The following is a 16,638-nucleotide window of genomic DNA, read 5'->3' as shown; positions in this document are numbered from 1 at the left end:
AATTCAGCCTTGAAATCAATAGGTTTTGTAAGGCAGGAATTTGCCGCTCATATTGATGCTGACCCGGTCGCCCATGGGGTGTGGCTCACGCTGCAAGTCCATTTTGAAATCGATGGCGCTCATGATGCCGTCACCGAACTCTTCATGAATCAGCTCCTTGAAGGTGGTGCCGTACACGCTGATCAATTCATAAAAACGATAGATCAGCGGATCGGTGGGCACAGCGGTGGGCAGTGATCCCTTGTAAGGCACCACTTGCAGGCAATCTACCGCTTCAGGTGGCAAGGCCAGGTACTCGCCAATCTTCTTGGCCTGTTCCTCGGTCAAGGTCATTTGCCCCAGCAGTGCAGCAGTGCTCCACTCTTTGGACTGGCCCAATACTTTGGCGCAGTCGTCCCAAGTGCATTTTTTCTTGCGCTTGGCCAATACAATCATTTCGGTGACGTCAGTTCTTTTCATGGTGCACTCCTTTGAATCAAATTTAGTGGGGGTGTTGTCTCGGTGCTAATTTTCGTGTTGCTCAAGGCCTTTAAGCCAGGGCGAACCACCGTGGGTTGTTTGTGTAGTTCAGCAGTCAACTTGTTGCCGTCGGGCTCTGTGTTTGTTGCAGGCGCAGCACGGTTCACCAGAAAATCAACCAGGTGATTGCGTATGGCGTAGTACTGCGGGTCGTGATGCACGGTGCTGCGGGTACGCTCGCGCGGCATGGTGTTTTCAACAATTTCAGCAATGCGGGCGCGCGGACCATGGCTCATCAGCATCACTTTGTCGGCCAGCAAAATAGCCTCATCCACATCGTGCGTAATCATGAACACGGTTTGCCCCGTGGCCTTCACGATTTGCAACAACTCGTCTTGAATGGTGCCGCGGGTCAGTGCGTCGAGCGCACCGAAGGGCTCGTCCAGCAACAGCATTTGCGGCTGAATAGCGAAGGCGCGGGCAATGCCCACACGCTGCTTCATACCGCCTGAAAGTTCATGCGGTTTTTTGTTGGCGGCCTTGCCCAAACCCACCATGTCCAGATACTTCATGGCATGTTCGCTGATTTCCTCAGGTGACTTCTCAGGCCAACGTGAACGTACGCCGAACTCTACGTTTTTCAGTGCAGTCATCCAAGGCATCAATGCATGACTTTGGAACACCACACCGCGATCCAGTGATGGGCCAACCACTTCCTTGCCGTTCATAATCACGTAGCCCTGAGTGGCTTCATCCAGGCCGGCCAGAATGTTCAGAATGGTGCTTTTGCCGCAGCCCGAATGGCCGATGATGCAAACAAACTCGCCTTTCTGAATGTCGAAGTTCACCGCCTCAAACACGGGTGGAACGGAGGCATCGGAAGGGGCGTAGCTTTTCACCAAGCCTTCCACTTGCAAAAAGGCAGCCGCTTTCTCAGAAGGCACCAAGTCTTTGCTGAATATCTTGTGTTCAGTCTTTGTCATTGTTGTTTACTCCTTGTAGCTGACCAGCTTGGCCATGCGGGCCAACAGCGTGTCGAGCAACATGCCGATCAAGCCGATGAACAAAATTGCGCTGATGATGTTGGCAATCGACAGGTTGTTCCACTCGTTCCACACGAAGTAGCCAATCCCTGTACCACCCACCAGCATTTCGGCAGCAACAATTACCAACCAGGCAATGCCCACGGAAATACGCATGCCAGTCATGATGGTCGGCGCCGCTGCGGGCAATATCACTTGAAACGCCGTGCGCAAGGAACTCACCTCCAGCGTTTTGGCCACGTTCAACCAATCACGCCGAACACCCGCCACGCCAAAAGCCGTGTTCACCAGCATGGGCCAAATGGAGCATATGAAGATCACAAAAATGGCAGAGGTGTCGCTGTCTTGAATGGTGTACAAGGCCAGCGGCATCCATGCCAAAGGCGACACAGGTTTCAAAATTTGAATGAAAGGATCAAGTGCCTTGTACAGCAAGGGCGACATGCCAATGACAAAACCCAAGGGAATGGCCACCAGTGCAGCCAAACCAAATCCCACAAGCACGCGAAAAATGGAATAGCCCAGTTGAATGCCGATGCCTTTGTCGTTGGTGCCACGGTCGTAGAACGGATCGCTCACGTGGCCCCACAGCTTTTCACCCACATCGCCCGGGGTGGGCAATGGGGTTTTGCTGCCCGTGGAAGCAGCCTGCCCCACCAATGCCGCATATTCGGGATCTACATTCACTGCTGCCTCTTCAGGCAGGGTGGCAATGCTCCAAATGGAAACCAGCACCACCAGAATCAACGCTGACAAGGCCCAGGGCGCCCATTTTTGCTTGCTGAAGTCTTTCATGACAATCAACCCTTGGTTCGCGAAATTGCGAAGCTGTTGAGGTATTCCTCTGGCTTCTTGGGATCAAACGGCTTGCCCATCACACTGAACTTTTTGTCCAGCGATGCGGGTGGCTGCATGCCCACTTCCTTCATCAAGCGGGTGGCATCGGTGGCCAGGAACACATCTTTGGCAATCTTGTTGTAGTCCACATCGCCCTTGATCTGTCCCCAGCGTTTCATCTGGGTCAGAATCCAGATCGCGAAGCTTTGGTAGGGGAACGGATCGAAGTCGATGCGCTGCGGGTCTTTCTTGATGCCGCCCAAACCATCGGCGTAGGTACCAGTCAAAACCTGCTCCACCACAGTCAATGGCTGGTTCAAATAATTGGTCGGTGCAATGGCCGCTGCAATTTCCTTGCGGTTCTCGGCTTTTCGGGCGTATGCGGTCGCATCCAGCACGGCCTTCAACAGGGCTTTGTAGCTGTTGGGGTTTTGTGTCACAAATTCTTTGCTGGCTGCAAATGCACAGCATGGGTGTCCGGACCAAATTTCTTTCGACAGAATGTGAATGAAGCCCACGCCGTCGTACACCGCACGCTGGTTCACGGGGTCAGGTGCCAAAAAGCCGTCGATGTTGTCAGCCCGCATATTGGCCACCATTTCGGGAGGTGGTACCGAACGAATTTGCACATCGCGGTCTGGGTCCAAACCTGCTTCAGCCAGGTAATAGCGCAGCAGGTAGTTGTGCATGGAGTAGTCAAATGGCACTGCAAACTTAAAGCCTTTCCAGTCTTTTGGATTGCGCTTGTCTTTGTGCTTCATCGCCAAGGTGATTGCCTGGCCATTGATGTTCTCAACAGCAGGCATGGTCCATGGAATGGCGTTCGAACCCACACCCATTGAGATCGCCAGTGGCATGGGCGACAACATGTGCGCCGCGTCGTATTCCTTGGCCAGCGACTTGTCGCGAACCACGGCCCAACCTGCAGTTTTTACCACTTCAACATCCAGACCCTGCTTGGCGTAAAAGCCCAAGGGCTGCGCCATGATGATGGGTGTTGCACAAGTAATTGGAATGAAGCCCACTTTCAGCTTTTGCTTTTCCAAGGGGCCATTGCTTTGTGCAAAGGCCTCTTTGGCTGCCGCCAATGGAAACAGGCTGCCAATTGCAGCCATGGCGGTACCGCTGCCCACAGCGCGCAGGAAATTGCGGCGCAACTGGTCGTTCGGGAACAGGGCGTGCATCACGGCATTCTCAACCGCACGCTCTTCCATCTGTTGCACAGCCAGTTGTTGATCATGCTCGGCCTGGCTGTTGTGTTGGCCACAGGCGCAACGCATGCCAAGGCGTGTATTGGGGTCGAACGGGTTCTTGAAAAAAGACATGGTGAACTCCTTACTATGCTGAAGCGCGGTTCAAGGCGGGGCGAAAATAATCAATGTCGTGTTGGTATTGCTGGTAGGCCTTGCTGTACTCCATCACGCGGGCCACCTCGGCAATAAATTCTTCGTCGTATCCTGCGCGGCGCAGAATGTGAAAACCCACTTCCATGCCGCTGGCAATTCCACCGCCAGTCACAATGCGGCCAGCATCCACCACACGGGCTCTGCTTACCTGGCAAGCAGGTGCTATTTCTGCAAGGCGGTCAATTGGAGTTTTGCCAAGGTGTGAGGCTTCAAGCCGATCGGGTTCTTTGCGGTTGGTGGCAGCCAGGCCATCCAGCAGGCCCATACGGGCGTATATCCATGAGCCCGTGCACACGCTGGTCAGCAAGCAGGTGTTGGGCAGTGCCCGAATGTAGCGGTGCAAATTCCCGTTGTTCATTTCCTGGCGGGTACCAAAGCCACCGGGAATCAGGAATGCGTCCATGGCCGGTGTGTCGGCGAATGAGTAGTTGGGCAGCACAGTGAAACCCGCTTGTGTTTGAATAGGCCGCATGCTCTCAGCAATCAGGAATACTTCCAGCTCAGGGTCAAAACGCTTGGCCACCGAGAACACACCATAGGGGGCTGCGTAATCCACCACCTCGGCTTCCTTGAACACATACACACCCAGTCTGAAACCTTGCATTCTGGCCATTGGCGCTTCTCCGGCAACACTGCGTTAAATATGAATTCAGTGTGCCGTGCCTGCTTTGTGCTGGGTATCACGCCATTTGTGATTGTGTTGTAGTGCTGGCCCTACAAGAAAACGACAAGCGGAGTGCCTACAGCCCATGCAGCTTGGTGTAGTTGACCAAGTCCACCAGGTTCTTCAATTCCAGTTTTTCAAACACGCGGGCGCGGTAAGTTGAAACCGTGTTGCCCGACAGGCAAAGTGCTTGTGCAATGTGTTGAACAGTTTCGCCTTGTGCCATCAAACGCAGCACCTGCATTTCACGGTTGGACAATCTCTCGTGCGGTGGTCTGTCGGCAGGTTTGCGCAAATCATTGGCCATCAAGTTGGCTGTGGCCGGGGTTAAGTAAACCTGCCCCATGCAAGCCATTTGAAGCGCCTGCGTCAACTCGGCTGGCGAGCAACCTTTGTTCAGGTAGGCATTGGCACCGCTGCGAATGGCACGCAAGGCAAACTGCGCTTCCGGGTACACCGACAACATCACCACACCCAGCCTCGGAAATTCACTGCGCACACTCTTGAGTACATCAAACCCGTCACGCTCACCCAAGGCAACGTCCAGCAATACCGCATCGAAGTTTCCCTTGCGAAGTTTCTGCATGGCCTCGACGCCATCGGCTGCTTGCTCGCTGTTGTACTGGCCATCAAACTCATCCAGAATTTGAATCAGACCACGGCGAATGATCATGTGATCGTCCACAATCAAAATATTCATAAGGCCAGCACCTCAGGCAAACGCAGCTTGATGCACACACCCTGCCCCAAAATGGAATCAATCGAGCAACGCGCGCCAATGTCCCAAGCCCTTTCCTCAATGCCCATCAAGCCGAAGCCTGCATTGAAAGTGCGTACCGCCATGCCCCGGCCGTTGTCTTTGACTTGAAATATCACTGCCCGCCCCTCGGTGTGTGCGCGCACTTCCACTTTGCTTGCGCCCGAGTGCTTGCTCACATTGTTCAAGGCCTCTTGCAAAATTCGGTACAGGGCGGTCTCGGTGGCTTTGCTCAAACGAACATGTTCAAGCGCAGGCTCAAGGTCGAGCGAACTCACCACTTTGGTGCGTTGTGAAAACTCACCCAACAAATGTTCAACCGCAGCCCAAAGCCCAAGATGATCCAGAACACCGGGACGAAGGTCGGAAAGTATTCGGCGCAAACTGTCCATCGCCCCTTGGGCGAGATCCAACATGCTTTCAATTCTCAGGGTGAGTTTTTCATCATTGGCGCAGCGATAGGAAAGCGCTTTCAACTCCAGGTCAAATGCCGTCAACTTTGCACCCAGGTCGTCATGCATCTCGCGTGCAATTCGGGTCCGTTCCTCTTCGCGAACTGTAGTCAGGTGTGCAGAAAGTCTGCGCATTCTGTCGTGTGCTTTTTGCAATTGTGCAGTGCGTTCAACCACTCTGCGTTCCAGTTCTACCTGTGCAGCAGCGCGAATGTTTTGCGCTTCAACCCGCTCGCTGATGTCGTTGAATGTGACCACAGCGCCCACCACTGCTTGCTCTTCAAAGATTGGGTACGAAGCATACTCGGCATGGAAGCAGGTTCCATCCCTTCGCCACAGCACTTCGTTGTCGACACGGCAACCTTTGTTCTCCTGAAATGCTCGAAAAATATGGCACTCGCAAACAGGCATCAAATCGTTGTTGGCATAGGAGTGGTGCATCAGGTAGTGCATGTTTCTTCCCAACACTTCATCGGCCGAATAACCCAACATTTCTGCACCGGCTTTGTTGATGAAAACGCAACGCCCCTTCAGGTCGATTCCGTAGATGCCTTCGCCAGTGGAGTCGAGCAACAATTCAAGTTGCCTTCGCCAGGCAGCGTGATGAGAAAGTTTGGAAAGATGCTTGAACACAGCAGTGCACCTGAAGTTGAATCAACATCAAATTAGCAAGAGCAGTGCCAACAAAATCGGGAAAAAAAATTTGAAAATCGCACACACATGGTGCGAAAAAAAAACCACAAAAGTTATTGAAAATTACACACAAACGGGTTGTTGATCATGTATTGATGAAAAAAGCTTTTCAGTTAATAAAATTTGATGTACACATAACTCACCACACCGTTTAAGGAAGGTTACACAACATGGTTACAACAGATCAAAAGCCAGTCGAAGCCGAGGCAAGCAAAGCAACCCCAGCTCCAAAAAAACCAGCAGCAAGAAAACCCGCTGCTAAAAAACCAGCCGCTGCAAAACCTGCAGCAGCGAAAAAACCAGCTGCAGCAAAACCCGCTGCCGCGAAAAAACCAGCTGCTGCAAAACCAGCCGCTGCCAAGAAACCAGCCGCTAAACCTGCTGCTGCCAAAAAGCCCGCCGCTGCGAAACCAGCTGCCGCGAAAAAGCCAGCAGCTGCAAAGCCAGCAGCCAAGAAACCAGTTGCTAAAAAACCAGTTGCTAAAAAACCAGCAGCGAAACCAGCCGCCAAGAAGCCAGCAACATCCCGCGCAAAGGCAGCCACTGCCAGCGTAGCGAATGCCGCAGCCAGGGCCAAGAAAACTGTGGCCAAAGCAAAGCCAGCCGCCAAGGCGAAAGCCGCAGCAGCCAAATCAGTTTTCAGCGCAACTGATCGCAAGAAATTGTTGAGCGATGTTCAGAAGCAGATCAAGGACCTTGAGAAACAAGTCAAGGGCATGGTCAAGTCAGTTCAAACTGACGTGATCGCCAAGATCAAAAAGCAACTGGGCATGAAGTAATCCAGAAATAGCAAAAACAATAAGACCGCTACACGACCTTTCGTATGAAAGGTCTTCTGTAGACTTCATTGAAACCCGTCGTGCGAAAGCACCACGGGTTTTTTATTGCCTGCTTATTTCAATGGATTCATCTGAGGATCGAAATCGTCCAGACTTGGGTAGGTGATTCGCGCACGCGTATTCAGCGTGTCGACTGCGGTATCGAGTTGGTCCAGCATTTCAACACGGGCTTCCTGCGAAATGTAAGGCACATGATAAGCCGCAAAGGGCTCCAGCACATCGAAGCCGGCATAGCCCAAACTGCCACGCAGCACGGGGCGCAACATGGTGTTCAAATCAGCGTGAACCGCGTTGTCGCCAAACATGTGTTCTCGCCCTCCCAGTGTGAACGTCAGCCAGGCCTGTTTGCCTTTCATAAGCCCACGGTCGTAGAAATTTCGACCGCCGTACACCACACCCGACAAAAACACCCGGTCGATCCAGCCTTTCAAAATGGCGGGCAAAGAGAACCAGTACAAGGGGAAATTAAGAATCAATAAATCGCACTTCTGAAGCAAGGCTAGTTCTTCAGCAATGTCGTCAGGCAAAGCATTGTTTTTCTGGGCGTGCCGCTGCTCGAGCGCATACACCAGATAATCCGGGTTGCTGCGCTCAGGGAAATCGGCTGCACTGGCCACAGGGTTGAACTGCTTCGCATACAAATCCGACACAGTCACGACATGGCCTTGCGCCTCGAAACGGCGTTGCATGCCTTGCATCATCGCAGTGCAAAATGATTGGGGCTCGGGGTGTGCATGCACAATGAGAACATTCATGGCGTGGGTGTCTTTCAAAAAAGTGATCAGCCATGCTACCAAAAGAAAAGGGGTTGCCAAACCCTGCGCAACCCCTTTTCAGTTCAAACAACGCTGCATTTAAATTGAGCGTTTAAATAACACCGTAAGCCAGCATGGCGTCAGCCACCTTCACAAAGCCGCCCACATTGGCACCCTTCAGGTAATCGATGTGGCCGTCTTCTTCGGCACCATACTTCACACAGCGCTTGTGAATATCGCCCATGATAGTGCGCAGACGCTGGTTCAACTCATCGCGAGACCAAGACAGGCGCATGCTGTTTTGGGTCATCTCCAGGCCAGACACTGCAACGCCACCTGCATTGGCTGCCTTGGACGGTGCAAACAAAATACGTGCCTTCTGGAACACATCAATCGCGCCTTTTTCAGAGGGCATGTTCGCGCCTTCAGAAACCCCCATGCACCCGTTCTTGACCAACATGGCCGCTTCTTCGGCATTGATTTCATTTTGCGTTGCACACGGAAAAGCCAGGTCACATGGAATATGCCAGGGGCGCTTGTCTGCAATAAACTCAGCCTCTGGATACTTTTCCAGGTACTCGCTGATGCGTGCGCGTTTCACTTCTTTCAACTCTTTGATGTGGGCCAGCTTCTCCAGCGTGATCCCGTCTTTGTCATGAAGCGTTCCGGAAGAATCGGACATGGTGATGACCTTGCCACCCAGTGCCAGAATTTTTTCAACTGCATACTGCGCCACGTTGCCAGAACCACTGACCGAACACACCTTGCCGTCAAACTTCAGGCCCTTGTGGCTAAGCATGTCTTCCATGAAGTACACCACGCCATAACCGGTTGCCTCAACGCGAATCTCGCTGCCCCCGAACGCCAAGCCCTTGCCAGTAAGCACACCGGTGAATTCATTACGAATTCTTTTGTATTGGCCAAACATGTAAGAAATCTCGCGACCACCCACACCGATGTCACCGGCAGGTACATCGGTGAATGGGCCAATGTGACGCGAGAGCTCAGTCATGAAGGCCTGACAGAAACGCATGATCTCGCGATCGCTTTTGCCTTTCGGATTGAAATCTGAACCACCTTTACCGCCGCCCATGGGCAAACCGGTCAGGCTGTTCTTGAAAGTTTGTTCAAAGGCGAGGAACTTCAAAATGCTCTGGGTCACGTTGTCGTGAAACCGAATGCCACCTTTGTAAGGGCCAATCGCGTTGCTGTGTTGAACCCGGTAGCCACGTTGAGTTCGCACATTGCCCTGGTCGTCTTCCCAACACACGCGAAAACTGACAATCCGGTCTGGTTCGGTCAGGCGCTGCAAAATTTGCGCAGCCTCGTACTTCGGATTTTTGGCGACAAATGGAATGATGTGCTGCGCAACTTCATGCACAGCCTGGTGAAACTCTGGTTCGCCGGGATTTCTGCGAATCAGTCCATTCATGAACTCTTCTAATTCTGGCGAGCTGCTCATCTCTTTTTCTCCTGTGTAAGGACGACGTGGGACTGCGTGTAAGCAGTTTACCGAATCGATTGAAATTGAGCACTCTGGATTTCTGTGGATATCCCCAAAAAGTGGGCACAACCTAGGGGATAGCATGTGGACAAGTAGTCCAAGCCATTCAAAACATGAGGAATTAGATGGGCTGACTAATTATTGTGCAAGCTCGGTTCTGGAAGGCTGTGTTTTTGAATTTGGGTGTGTCTGTAAATGATGGAAGCCTCCATCCGGTTCTTGGCTTTGAGCCTTTCGAGAATGTCCTTCACATGCCCTTTGACAGTTTCCACACTGATCTTCAACAGAATGGCTATTTCCTTGTTGCTGTGGCCCGCACCGATCAATTCAAGCACCTCGACCTGCTTGTGCGTCAACGACCTGGAAAGAACCGGTATTTGAAGCAGCTCAATGTTGGCCTGGCTCAAACCCACCCGGATCAGGTCGATCATTTTTGCAAAGGGAGTGAACTTTGAAAACGCAATAAATCGATCCAGTTGGTGGCGCTTTAGTTGCCCCATCACCTTCTCGTCGTTCGCAGTAATCAATACCGGAATCTCAGGAAACAGGGTTTCGAACAAACCAATAAAAGTCTCGGCCTGAACATCGCGCAAATGAAAATCAGTGATGATCAAGGCGGGAAACTCTTCAACGGCGTGTCGAGCGGCTTCCTTCAAAGTTGAAAACTGGCGAATACGGGCATGGGGTGCCACGTCTTTCACCATTTCAACCAATCCGAAACTCACAATTGGGTGATCATCAATCACATAAACCACTTGCCGTTCAAGGCCGTCGAGTTTTTTTACCACCGCACTTCTCACAGAAACAATTCACCATGATTTAACTTTAATTGACGAAGCGGTCGGCCTGTGCGGGAAACAAGCTCGGGAAATCGACTCAAATCATTGTTTCAATGAGAGGAGACAGAAATTCATTGACACAATGTCAACGGCTAAACTAACATCCATTCCATGAACTATGTCATCGAACGTCGCGAAGAAGAAAAGGAACGCCGCCGGGAAGAAATTCTGGATGCGGCTGAACTTGTTTTTTCTGAAAAAGGCTTTGACGCAGCCACCATGGACCAGGTTGCACGCAAGGCGAGAGTGTCGCGCGCGCTGGTGTATGTGTACTTCAAAGACAAAGCGGCCTTGCATTTGGCCATTTGCTTGCGGGGTTTGCGAATACTGCGGGAAATGTTTGAACAGGCGCGTACACAGCATGCCACTGGCGAGGATCAAATTCGGGCAATCGGCCAGGCCTATATGCAGTTCTCCGAAGAATACCCAACACACTTCGCCGCCATGTCCAGGTTTGAAGCCTCTAACCACGAAGCCGCGATGGATGATCCCTGTTCAGCCACACTGGAAATGGTGCAGGCCGGGCAACAAGTGCATGAACAAACCGTATTGGCACTGGCCAGGGGCATGGCTGACAAAACACTGCGGGACGACCTGGACAATTTGATGCAAATTTCCATCACCTTGTGGGGCTTCACGCATGGCACCATTCAACTGGCCCAAACCAAAGCCAACTTCATGGCGAGCATGGGCATCAGCAAAGAATCATTCATGAACCAGGCAGTAGAACTGGTCATGCAATCCTTGATCAACCGCAATGGCGGAGGCAAAAAATGATCATCAACAATCGTGCGGGCGCCCAGAGAAGGGGCGCTTTTTTTTACGGTTTATTTGACAAGCGTCTAATGGCTGCACTGCTGTTGATGGCTTCTCAATTTCAGCAAGCAGGCCTTGCCGGTACTCCGCTTGACAACTACCTGAACCAAGCCATGGCCAACAACCCTGCCTTGGCGCAAGTCAGTTTTGAAGTAGAGGCCGAACGCCAGCGACTGGAAAATTTGCGTGCGCGTTTTTACCCGAGCCTTGCGCTGCAAGCACGGGCCACCGTGGCTGAAGGCGGGCGCACCATCGACTTCCCGGCAGGTGATTTGCTCAACCCGGTGTACGCCACCCTGAATGCGCAGGCGGTTGCAGCGGGGCAGCCTGCACGCTTTCCCACAGTGGAAAACCAATCCATTCCGCTGTTGCGCCCCACCGAACAAGACACCCGCCTGATTGTGCGCGGTCCGATCTACGAACCTGTACTGGACCGGCAGCTGCAAGCGCAAACCCAAGCTGTGGGCGCACAAGAAGCCGCCCAGTTGCAAGTGAAAGAAGAGTTGATTCGCGACCTGCACACCGCCTACTGGCAATACGCGCAGGCCATGGCCCGGATCACCATTCTTGAAGCCAGCCTGCGAACACTGAAAGAAAACGAGCGCATCAACACAGTGCTCTACAAAGCCGGGGAAACCACACTGGATGCACCCAAACGCGCCGAAGCTGAAACCCTGGAAATTCAGGTGGCCCTGCGGCAAGCCCAAACACAAGCCTTGCTGGCCAAAGAATATTTCAACCTGCTGCGCTATGCACCCAATGACAGTGCGGTCGAACTGCCGCAAGAGGAGCTGAACCCCAGCGCCATTCAAACACTGCTGGAAGAGCTCACGCCGAAAACGCAAGGCAATACACCTGCGCCTGCCCTCACCCGGCTTGAACGCAGCCTGGCCGCCCAACGTGCCCAGCTGGACGCCAGCCGTGCCACATACAAACCCACACTGGGCTACTCCATTGAAGGCGGCTACCAAGGCCGCGATTACAACACCGGTCCCAACACCGGTTTCGCCAGTGCCTCGCTTGTACTGAACTGGACATTGGCAGATGCCGGTATTCGCAGCAGCGAAGTCGCACGCAGCCAGGCGCAGGTACAGGCACTTGAAGCACGCGCACGGCAGGTGAACCGGCAACTTCAGCTCGCCAAATTGCAAGCCAAGGAGAACCTCCTGGTGTCGCTGGACAGCATTCAGGCCCGCATGGCCCAACAGGCTGCATCGGAAGAAAGCCTGCGAATCAATGAACGCAAACGCGATGCAGGTGAAACCACGCAAGTTGAATTTTTGAGTGCCGAACAAAGCGCGACACGCGCACGTTTGGGCTTGGTCACTGCGGTGTATCAAGCCCGAATTGACCATGCCGTTTGGCAGTACAACAACCGAAACATTCCCGAGCCAAGCCCACAGGAAGGAGCTCAACCATGAAATCCGCAATTGTTCTTTCAACACTTTCCCTGTTGGTTCTGGCGGCCTGTGGCCCAGCCACACCCGAAGAAGCTCCCGCAGCAGAATACCGTTTGGTGAAAACCGAAACCGTTCAAACCGGTCCTGCTGCCAACCTGATTGAAGTGCCCGGCATTGGCGCCTTTCGCGACGAAACCCGATTGAGCTTCAAGGTAGGCGGCGTGATAGAGCGGATCAATGTGCGTGAAGGTGAAACCGTGGAGAAAGGCCAACGCCTTGCCGCTTTGAACAAACAAGATGTGAATGCTGCTGTAAGCCAGGCCAGCGCAGGGTTTGAGAAAGCCCAACGCGACTTGCAACGTGGCAAGTTGCTGCGTGACCAGGAAGTCATTTCCAAGGTACAGCTCGACAATCTGGAAACCGCAGCACAAGCCGCACGTGCACAGCTTAGCCAAGCCCAGTTTGCAAGCCAAACCGCTGAAATTCAGGCACAGGCCAACGGCGTGGTGCTCAAGCGCTTTGCGCAAAGCGGTGAAGTGGTGTCACCAGGCCAACCGATATTACTGCTTGGGAGCAAAAGCAGCGGCTTTGTCATGAAAGCAAGCCTTGCTGACAAACAGGCCATACACGTTCAACTGGGTGCAAAAGCAGAGGTGCAATTTGATGCGCTTCCCGGAGTCAAATGGCCAGCCAAGGTTATCGAACTAAGCCAGGCAGCAGACCCAGCCACCGGCACCTACGGTGTACTGGTCGAGGTAGACACCCGTGCCAATGAACAGCTAAACCTGCTCTCTGGCATGCAAGGCCGCACTCGAATTGAACCCGCCAATTTCAGCGGCACACGCAGTTATGTGCCCATTGAAGCCGTGGTGGAAGGCGACAACAAAGCTGCGTGGATTTACACGGTACAAAGCGACAACACCGTGAAGCGACAAACTGTTCAGGTTGCATTCATTCAGGGCGACCGACTTGCCCTGCTCGACCCACTGCCCGAAGGCACACTCGTGGTCAGTACGGGCGCGGCCTATCTGCAAGACGGTGAAACCGTGAAAGTTCAGGAGTAATCACCATGAAACTCTCGGACTTTTCAATCAAGAATTACCAGTTCACGCTGGTGATTTTTTTCCTGCTGACCGCCATCGGGATCAGCGCCTATCAAAACATTCCCAGAACTGAAGACCCCTATTTCGACATCAGTGCCTTTCGCATCAACGTCATTTACCCTGGTGCTGACCCGCGCGAGATGGAACAACAGGTGGCCAAGCCGATTGAGGATGCACTTCGCAGCCTCGATGACTTGAAAGAAATGCTGTCAACCTCGCGAAACAGTGGTGGGGTGGTGTTTGTTCGCTTCAATGCAGAAGTGGATGTCGACAAAAAGTTCGACGAAGTAAACCGTGAGCTCAACAGCATTCGAGACCAATTGCCAGCAGGTATTCAGAAGCTGGAGATTGAGCGAATCAACCCCGGCTTCACCAACATCATTCAATATTCACTGGTGTCGGAAACGGCCAGCTATGCAGACCTGGCCGAATATGCAGAAGATTTGTCGGAAGCGTTCGAGCGCATTTCTTCAGTGCGCGAAAGCGAAAGCTGGGCCTACCCCAAGCAACAGGTGCGAGTCAGCCTGAACTTTAAAAAACTGGCGGAACTGGGCATACAGGCTGCCGATGTGGCACGGGTGATTCAAGGCGAGTCGCTGAACATTCCGGGCGGCCCTGTTGAAGAAGGTGCGCGCCGCTTGAACGTGCAAACCTCGGGCCAATACCGCAGCGTTGAAGAAATCAGAAACACCGTGATTGCGGGCACCGGCACGGGCGGTGATTTGGGTGGTCGCCTGGTGCGCGTGGGCGATGTGGCCGACGTGCAATGGGACTATGAAAACCAGGAAGTGATGGCCCGTTTCAATGGCCAGCGCGCGGTGTTTGTTACCGCCAACCAGAAAGACGAACGCAATATTTTTGTGACCCAAAAAGCATTGCAGGAAACCGCTGACGAGTTTGAAAAAACCCTGCCCCCGAACATCAAACTTGAACGCGGATTTGAACAATACAAAAACGTGGAAAAGCGAATTGATCGCCTGACCTTCGACTTCGGCCTTGCCGTAACGCTGGTGCTGATTACCTTGTTGCCATTGGGCTTGCGCGCCTCGGGCATTGTGATGGTGAGTGTGCCGCTGTCGCTGCTCACCGGTTTGGCCTGCCTTTATTACGCTGGCTTTTCTCTCAACCAGCTTTCAATCGCAGGCCTCGTGGTCGCCTTGGGTTTGCTGGTTGATGATTCGATTGTGGTGATTGAAAACATTGCCCGCTACCTGCGCATGGGCTACAACCGCACTGATGCTGCACGCCTGGCCACCAAACAAATTTCACTGGCTGTACTGGGTTGCACGGCCACGCTGTTGTTCGCCTTCTTGCCCTTGTTGATGTTGCCAGACAACGCCGGGAAATTCATCCGCTCGCTGCCCGTGGCGGTGGTATTCACTGTGATTGCTTCGCTGTTTGTTGCACTGACCATCATTCCTTTTCTGGCCAGCCGCGTGCTGAAAAAAGAAGAAAATGAACACGGCAACATTGTGCTGCAAAAGCTGATGGGCTTGATCGACAAAATCTACACCCCCTTGCTGCACCGTGCCTTGCAAACGCCTAAAACCGTGGTGGCTGCCTCGCTGGTGCTGTTCGTGGCCAGCCTGGGTTTGGCACCCCTGATGGGCATGTCGCTGTTTCCCAAAGCCAACACTCCGCAATTTGTCATTGAGGTGGGCCTGCCACCGGGCTCCAGCCTCACCGCCACCGACAATGTGGTGAAGCAGGTCGAGAACAAGCTGACACAATTTGAAGAAATTACCGCGGTCATGGCGACAGTGGGCGAAGGCAATCCGCAAATTTATTACAACGTGTTTCAGCAGGACAAACAATCGAACGTCGGTGAACTGTTTGTGCAACTCAAGGAATACAACGACGACACGCCCAAGCTGCTCGACAATATTCGCAATGAATTGAAAACGATTGCGGGTGCCAACCTGATTGTGCGTGAGTTCGAAAATGGCCCACCCATTGATGCGCCCATTGGCATTCGTTTGGTTGGTCCTGAAATTGAAACCTTGCGTGAACTGTCTGCCCAAGTTGAGCGAATCATGATCGCCAACCCGGGCACCCAAAACGTGGACAACCCACAACGCACCGGGCGTAGCGACTTGCGCTTGAAAGTGCACTTCGAAAAAGCCGGTTTGCTGGGCGTGAACTCGGCCGAGCTGGACCAAGCCGTGCGCTTGGCCATTGCAGGCGCCAACGCCGGTGAAATTCGTCAAAGCGATGGCGATGCCTACACCATCAGCGTGCGTGGCCCCGCTGGTGCGCGAAGCAGCCTGAGTGCACTGGATGACTTTCATGTCATTTCCCGCACAGGGCAGGCAGTGCCACTGACGCAACTGACCACTCTGGAACTCGACGACAACCTGAACAGCATTTACCGCTTTGACCGCGAGCGTGCCGTATTGTTGACTGCGTACACGCGCACCGGCTACAACACTGAAAAAATCAGCAATGAAATTGCCAAGCAAATTGACGAGATGGGTCTGCCCACGGGTTACCGCTATGCCATGGCTGGTGAAGTAAAAAGCAGACAAGAAAGCTTTGCTGGTTTTGGCACTGCCATCCTGATCACAGTGTTTGGCATTCTGGCCATTCTTGTTCTGGAGTTTGGCAGTTTCAAAAGCACGCTAATTGTGCTGTTCGTAATCCCGCTGGGGGTCACTGGGGGCATGGTGACCTTGTTCCTGACTGGCAACTCGCTCAGCTTCACGGCCATGATCGGATTCATTGCACTGATCGGGATTGAGATCAAAAACTCGATTCTTCTCGTGGACTTTACCAACCAGTTGCGCGAGGAAGGCAAGGGGCTGGACGAATCGATTGAAGAAGCGGGTCGCACACGCTTTTTGCCAATTTTGCTGACCAGCGCCACCGCTGTGGGCGGCCTGATGCCACTGGCACTGCAAGGTGGCGGGCTTTATTCACCGCTGGCCTGGGTCATTATCGGCGGCCTTATTTCCTCCACCTTCATCGGCCGCCTGGTTACGCCTGTGTTGTACAAACTGTTGCCACCCGACTTGCAGAGGACATAGCCTAAGCCATTGATTTCACCTACAATACGGCCTCAATGCACAAGGACA

15 protein-coding genes are annotated in these 16,638 nt (G+C 53.1%); 5 read left to right on the top strand and 10 right to left on the bottom strand.

Annotated elements, in window-relative coordinates; genetic code table 11:
* Window positions 1-15 precede the first annotated feature (15 nt).
* The 7 genes from cynS to FCS97_RS05655 form a co-directional block, all read right to left on the bottom strand.
* Window positions 16-459, bottom strand: a complete 444-nt coding sequence (gene cynS / locus FCS97_RS05685; protein WP_138517357.1) for a cyanase — start codon at window positions 457-459, stop codon at window positions 16-18.
* Complete coding sequence (locus FCS97_RS05680) at window positions 456-1,442, bottom strand: ABC transporter ATP-binding protein (protein WP_138517355.1); 987 nt, start codon at window positions 1,440-1,442, stop codon at window positions 456-458. Before FCS97_RS05680 ends, cynS begins: the two co-directional genes overlap by 4 nt.
* 6 nt (window positions 1,443-1,448) lie before the next feature.
* Window positions 1,449-2,297, bottom strand: coding sequence for a nitrate ABC transporter permease (gene ntrB, locus FCS97_RS05675; RefSeq protein ID WP_171035183.1), 849 nt, complete (start codon window positions 2,295-2,297; stop codon window positions 1,449-1,451).
* Window positions 2,298-2,302: 5 nt separating this feature from the next.
* The gene (locus tag FCS97_RS05670) at window positions 2,303-3,664 is read right to left on the bottom strand and encodes a CmpA/NrtA family ABC transporter substrate-binding protein (RefSeq protein WP_138517353.1); all 1,362 of its coding nucleotides are present in this window, start codon (window positions 3,662-3,664) and stop codon (window positions 2,303-2,305) included.
* Between the two features lie 13 nt (window positions 3,665-3,677).
* Window positions 3,678-4,358 (bottom strand): DJ-1/PfpI family protein, encoded by a 681-nt coding sequence (locus FCS97_RS05665; RefSeq protein WP_138517351.1) that lies wholly within the window; start codon window positions 4,356-4,358, stop codon window positions 3,678-3,680.
* A 127-nt stretch (window positions 4,359-4,485) separates the two neighbouring features.
* The gene (locus FCS97_RS05660; RefSeq protein WP_138517349.1) at window positions 4,486-5,109 is read right to left on the bottom strand and encodes a response regulator; all 624 of its coding nucleotides are present in this window, start codon (window positions 5,107-5,109) and stop codon (window positions 4,486-4,488) included.
* Complete coding sequence (locus FCS97_RS05655) at window positions 5,106-6,251, bottom strand: sensor histidine kinase (RefSeq protein ID WP_138517347.1); 1,146 nt, start codon at window positions 6,249-6,251, stop codon at window positions 5,106-5,108. Before FCS97_RS05655 ends, FCS97_RS05660 begins: the two co-directional genes overlap by 4 nt.
* Before the next feature lie 230 nt (window positions 6,252-6,481).
* Here FCS97_RS05655 and FCS97_RS05650 point away from each other — a divergent pair, with 230 nt between their 5' ends.
* A complete protein-coding gene (locus tag FCS97_RS05650) occupies window positions 6,482-7,090 on the top strand; it encodes a hypothetical protein (protein WP_212746436.1) in 609 nt (202 codons plus the stop codon).
* Window positions 7,091-7,203: 113 nt separating this feature from the next.
* On the opposite strand, the gene FCS97_RS05645 is transcribed toward FCS97_RS05650, so the two are convergent.
* From FCS97_RS05645 to FCS97_RS05635, 3 genes are all read right to left on the bottom strand, one after another.
* The gene (locus FCS97_RS05645; protein WP_138517345.1) at window positions 7,204-7,905 is read right to left on the bottom strand and encodes an NAD(P)H-dependent oxidoreductase; all 702 of its coding nucleotides are present in this window, start codon (window positions 7,903-7,905) and stop codon (window positions 7,204-7,206) included.
* Between the two features lie 112 nt (window positions 7,906-8,017).
* Window positions 8,018-9,367, bottom strand: a complete 1,350-nt coding sequence (gene gdhA / locus FCS97_RS05640; protein ID WP_138517343.1) for an NADP-specific glutamate dehydrogenase — start codon at window positions 9,365-9,367, stop codon at window positions 8,018-8,020.
* A gap of 176 nt (window positions 9,368-9,543) precedes the next feature.
* Window positions 9,544-10,197, bottom strand: coding sequence for a response regulator transcription factor (locus FCS97_RS05635; RefSeq protein ID WP_138517342.1), 654 nt, complete (start codon window positions 10,195-10,197; stop codon window positions 9,544-9,546).
* A 162-nt stretch (window positions 10,198-10,359) separates the two neighbouring features.
* On the opposite strand from FCS97_RS05635, the gene FCS97_RS05630 reads away from it, so the two are divergent.
* The 4 genes from FCS97_RS05630 to FCS97_RS05615 all read left to right on the top strand — a co-directional run bounded on the left by FCS97_RS05630 (window position 10,360) and on the right by FCS97_RS05615 (window position 16,590).
* The gene (locus tag FCS97_RS05630) at window positions 10,360-11,025 is read left to right on the top strand and encodes a TetR/AcrR family transcriptional regulator (RefSeq protein WP_138517340.1); all 666 of its coding nucleotides are present in this window, start codon (window positions 10,360-10,362) and stop codon (window positions 11,023-11,025) included.
* A gap of 68 nt (window positions 11,026-11,093) precedes the next feature.
* Window positions 11,094-12,485, top strand: coding sequence for a TolC family protein (locus tag FCS97_RS05625; RefSeq protein ID WP_171035182.1), 1,392 nt, complete (start codon window positions 11,094-11,096; stop codon window positions 12,483-12,485).
* Window positions 12,482-13,528 (top strand): efflux RND transporter periplasmic adaptor subunit, encoded by a 1,047-nt coding sequence (locus tag FCS97_RS05620; protein ID WP_138517336.1) that lies wholly within the window; start codon window positions 12,482-12,484, stop codon window positions 13,526-13,528. The genes FCS97_RS05625 and FCS97_RS05620 overlap by 4 nt, the downstream gene beginning before the upstream one ends.
* A 5-nt stretch (window positions 13,529-13,533) precedes the next feature.
* On the top strand, window positions 13,534-16,590 hold the full coding sequence (locus FCS97_RS05615; RefSeq protein ID WP_138517334.1) for an efflux RND transporter permease subunit: 3,057 nt from the start codon (window positions 13,534-13,536) through the stop codon (window positions 16,588-16,590).
* Window positions 16,591-16,638: the final 48 nt, after the last annotated feature.

The organism is Limnobacter alexandrii, assembly GCF_005871185.1.
GTDB lineage: Bacteria > Pseudomonadota > Gammaproteobacteria > Burkholderiales > Burkholderiaceae_B > Limnobacter > Limnobacter alexandrii.
Note: the sequence above shows the minus strand (reverse complement) of the source record. Positions and strands in the feature narration are given on the sequence as shown.

Excerpts from the sequence above, each read along its gene's own strand:
- cynS (WP_138517357.1), bottom strand. The coding sequence starts at position 459 with ATGAAAAGAACTGACGTCACCGAAATGATTGTATTGGCCAAGCGCAAG.
- FCS97_RS05680 (WP_138517355.1), bottom strand. The coding sequence starts at position 1,442 with ATGACAAAGACTGAACACAAGATATTCAGCAAAGACTTGGTGCCTTCT.
- ntrB (WP_171035183.1), bottom strand. The coding sequence starts at position 2,297 with ATGAAAGACTTCAGCAAGCAAAAATGGGCGCCCTGGGCCTTGTCAGCG.
- FCS97_RS05670 (WP_138517353.1), bottom strand. The coding sequence starts at position 3,664 with ATGTCTTTTTTCAAGAACCCGTTCGACCCCAATACACGCCTTGGCATG.
- FCS97_RS05665 (WP_138517351.1), bottom strand. The coding sequence starts at position 4,358 with ATGGCCAGAATGCAAGGTTTCAGACTGGGTGTGTATGTGTTCAAGGAA.
- FCS97_RS05660 (WP_138517349.1), bottom strand. The coding sequence starts at position 5,109 with ATGAATATTTTGATTGTGGACGATCACATGATCATTCGCCGTGGTCTG.
- FCS97_RS05650 (WP_212746436.1), top strand. The coding sequence starts at position 6,482 with ATGGTTACAACAGATCAAAAGCCAGTCGAAGCCGAGGCAAGCAAAGCA.
- FCS97_RS05645 (WP_138517345.1), bottom strand. The coding sequence starts at position 7,905 with ATGAATGTTCTCATTGTGCATGCACACCCCGAGCCCCAATCATTTTGC.
- gdhA (WP_138517343.1), bottom strand. The coding sequence starts at position 9,367 with ATGAGCAGCTCGCCAGAATTAGAAGAGTTCATGAATGGACTGATTCGC.
- FCS97_RS05630 (WP_138517340.1), top strand. The coding sequence starts at position 10,360 with ATGAACTATGTCATCGAACGTCGCGAAGAAGAAAAGGAACGCCGCCGG.
- FCS97_RS05625 (WP_171035182.1), top strand. The coding sequence starts at position 11,094 with ATGGCTGCACTGCTGTTGATGGCTTCTCAATTTCAGCAAGCAGGCCTT.
- FCS97_RS05620 (WP_138517336.1), top strand. The coding sequence starts at position 12,482 with ATGAAATCCGCAATTGTTCTTTCAACACTTTCCCTGTTGGTTCTGGCG.
- FCS97_RS05615 (WP_138517334.1), top strand. The coding sequence starts at position 13,534 with ATGAAACTCTCGGACTTTTCAATCAAGAATTACCAGTTCACGCTGGTG.